We start from the raw sequence: 3719 nt of genomic DNA on the forward strand, positions 1-3719 counted from the left end.
CAGAATTGAGGGCGATCGCAAGAATAGACAAATTTTCCCACAAGATTAGAAAAGATTTCCAGTGTCTCCAGCCCTACAGTTAGGTTATCAGCAGAGCAAAAAGTGCGATCGCGATTGCACTGCGCCTCTAGCACACATCGATTAGCCAACCCAATTTCAAGGAGCATCAATATGTCAAAATTAGAACTACTTACTCCTCAAAATTGCACCGTCATCTTCATCGATCATCAACCGCAGATGACTTTTGGCGTTGCCAATATCGATCGCCAAATCCTGATTAACAACACAGTTGGGCTGGCAAAAGCAGCCAAGATATTTCAAGTCCCCACCATCCTCACCACCGTTGAAACCAAAAGTTTCAGCGGCTATATGTGGCCCCAACTCCTCGATATTTTTCCTGACCAAACGCCGATCGAGCGCACCAGCATGAACTCCTGGGACGATACAAAATTTGTCGCCCAAGTCGATCGAATTGGGCGTAAAAAGTTAGTAATTGCCGCACTGTGGACGGAGGTATGCTTAACTTTTCCTGCCCTAGAAGCAATGGCTGCGGGCTATGAAGTCTATGCAGTAGCCGATGCTTCTGCCGGTACCAGTTTAGTTGCTCACGATTTGGCAATGCAGCGGATCGTCCAAGCTGGTGCAGTTCCTGTCACCTGGCTGCAAGTGCTGCTGGAGTTCCAACGCGATTGGGCACATAGAGACACCTACGATGCGGTTATGGGCCTGGTAAAAGAACATGGTGGAGCTTATGGTGTTGGCGTGGAATATGCCTACACGATGGTACACGGGCAGCTTCCGAGCAATGCGAAAGTTGCGGCCTAGCTCATTAGAGTTCTTCATAAAATAATCTGAAGCCGTTTGATATCCGGGAGAGGGTGAAGCATTTGGTCATAAAATTTCGGGTTTTTAAGATGAATTATCGCCCAAATGCTTCACCCCTACATCTCTAATCTGTGGGTAAACAACTATGCTGCAAAATTCTCCTGAAGTGCAAAACAGCGATACCAACGAACAGGTGACAGCCGTTATTTCGCATCAAATTAAACCGGGGCGAGAGCAGGGTTATGAAGAGTGGTTAAAGGGGATTGCTGCTGATGCGAAGCGGTTTGAGGGACATTGCGGGGTGAGCATTATCCGACCCCGCGATGGAGTTTGCCCGGAGTATGTTGCTATTCTCAAGTTCGATCGCTACACGCACCTCAAGCAGTGGATTGAGTCAGATGTGCGGCAACAATGGCTCGATCGATTGGAGCCGCTAATTTCCAAGCCGGAAGAGGTACAAACCTTGACTGGACTTGAAACTTGGTTCACTTTATCCGGTCAGCCGCGCAAATCTCCACCACCTCGCTACAAAATGGCGTTAGTTACTTGGCTCGGAGTTTTTGTAACTGTAGGCGTGTTGAGTCGATTTCTGCCTCTGATTCTATCAGCAATTCCGCCTTTATTGTCACAGATAATTAGTTCTGGTTTGACAGTTGCTTTACTTACTTATCTGGTGATGCCTCAATTAACGCGGTTGTTTTCTAGGTGGTTGTATCCAAAGTAAATCGGCGGTTGAAACCGCGTCTACACAAACAAGATGACTCGGCGGTTGAAACCGCGTGTATCCAAAGTGACTCGGCGGTTGAAACCGCGTCTACACAAACTTTCGTCCGCCGACGCGGACTAAGAGGATAAGGAGTTTGATTATGGTTTCTAATGAAATGTTCGATCGCACAATTGATGCAGATTTAATTATCAAAAATGGTCGCATTGCCACCCAGGACGAACGGCGATCGGTGGTTGAGGCGGCTGCTATCAAAAACGGTCGGTTTATTGCCGTGGGTTCTGAACGCGATGTCATGGCCGCTAGGGGCGATCGAACTCAAATTATCGATTTGCAAGGTCGCACAGTCATTCCCGGTTTGAACGATTCCCATCTACATTTAATTCGCGGCGGGTTGAACTACAACTTGGAACTGCGCTGGGATGGCGTACCTTCCCTCGCCGATGGATTGCGGATGCTGCGAGAACAGGCGCACCGCACGCCACCCGGACAATGGGTGCGCGTGGTTGGCGGCTGGAATGAATTTCAATTTGCCGAACGCCGTTTGCCGACTTTGGATGAATTGAACCGCGTTGCGCCGGATACTCCCGTTTTTATCTTGCACCTGTACGATCGCGCTTTGCTAAATCGTGCTGCCCTCAAGGCCGTCGGCTACACTAGAGATACGCCACAGCCGATCGGCGGAGAAATTCAGCGAGATGGCAATGGGAATCCCACTGGATTGCTAATTGCCCGACCCAATGCGATGATTTTGTACGCGACTTTGGCAAAAGGCCCAAAACTCCCCTACGAACATCAAGTTAATTCCACACGGCATTTTATGCGGGAACTCAATCGCCTCGGTGTCACCAGCGTAATTGATGCTGGCGGCGGCTTTCAGAATTACCCAGATGACTATCAGGTGGTGGAAGAATTGCATCGCCGAGGTCAACTGACGGTGCGGATTGCTTACAATCTTTTCACCCAGCGTCCGAAGGAAGAACGGGAAGACTTTGCGAAGTGGACGAAAATGGTGCAACCCGGTGAGGGAGATGATTTTTATCGGGTGAATGGCGCTGGTGAAATGCTGGTGTTTTCGGCAGCAGATTTCGAGGATTTTCTAGAACCGCGTCCCGATTTGGCAGACTCGCTAGAAGCGGAATTGAAAGCGGTTGTCAAGTTGCTCGCCGAACATCGGTGGCCGTTTCGTCTCCATGCGACTTATGATGAGTCGATCGACCGTTTCTTGAATGTGTTTGAGGAAGTCGATCGAGAAATTCCATTTAATGGCTTACACTGGTTTTTTGACCATGCTGAAACGGTGAGCGATCGCAATTTAGAACGCATCAAAGCCTTAAACGGAGGCATTGCGATTCAGCATCGCATGGCATTTCAAGGCGAATATTTCATTGAACGCTACGGCACCAAAGCTGTGGAACGCACGCCACCCATCGCCCGTATGCTAGAAATGGAAATCCCAGTTGGGGCTGGCACGGATGCGACTCGTGTAGCATCATACAATCCTTTTGTTTCGCTTTACTGGTTAGTCAGCGGCAAGACAGTCGGCGGCACGTCGCTGTATCCTGAAGCTAACCGGATGAGTCGGATGGAAGCACTGCGGCTGTATACTGTGGGTAGCAGTTGGTTTTCGTCGGAAGAAGGCAAGAAAGGTGCGATCGTTCCGGGACAATTAGCCGATTTAGCCGTCTTGTCTGATGATTTGTTTTCAATTCCTGAAGTACAAATCAAGCATTTAGAGTCGGTTTTGACGATCGTAGGCGGCAAGATTGTCTACGCCACAGACACTTTCAAAAAATTCGATCCACCCGCATTACCAGTTTTACCAGAATGGTCGCCCGTTGCCCATTATGGCGGTTATTACTCGCAGATTCCAGTGGCGGCTAATGCGCCTGTTCATATTTGTTCCCTTGCCTGCAATCACGCAGCAATGCCCATCCACAAACCCAATTGTGGCAATTTGCTGTCATCTCTAAATGTATCGGCCGCCCTATCGAGTTTGTGGGGAAGCGGCTGTGATTGCTTTGCCTTTTAAGTTTATCAAGTGTAGGGACACGGCAATGCCCATTAGTGTCAACTTAAGCCTGAAAGCCCGCCAAGTCCGTCTGTGAGCCCGCGAGTCCGCCAGGGAATCAATTCCCCCTCTTATAGCGAAAGTCCTCTCAAAGAGGAC

At 49.3% G+C, this 3719-nt stretch carries 3 protein-coding genes; all 3 read left to right on the forward strand.

Annotated elements, in window-relative coordinates; translation table 11 throughout:
• Window positions 1–171: 171 nt before the first annotated feature.
• The 3 genes from QT974_RS32375 (at window position 172) to QT974_RS32385 (ending at window position 3581) form a co-directional block, all read left to right on the forward strand.
• Complete coding sequence (locus QT974_RS32375; RefSeq protein ID WP_333472462.1) at window positions 172–825, forward strand: hydrolase; 654 nt, start codon at window positions 172–174, stop codon at window positions 823–825.
• A 145-nt stretch (window positions 826–970) separates the two neighbouring features.
• On the forward strand, window positions 971–1549 hold the full coding sequence (locus QT974_RS32380; RefSeq protein ID WP_333472463.1) for an antibiotic biosynthesis monooxygenase: 579 nt from the start codon (window positions 971–973) through the stop codon (window positions 1547–1549).
• Between the two features lie 142 nt (window positions 1550–1691).
• Window positions 1692–3581, forward strand: coding sequence for an amidohydrolase (locus QT974_RS32385; RefSeq protein ID WP_333472464.1), 1890 nt, complete (start codon window positions 1692–1694; stop codon window positions 3579–3581).
• Window positions 3582–3719: the final 138 nt, after the last annotated feature.

It is taken from the genome of Microcoleus sp. BM001215392 (genome assembly GCF_036700185.1).
Lineage (GTDB): Bacteria > Cyanobacteriota > Cyanobacteriia > Cyanobacteriales > Microcoleaceae > Microcoleus.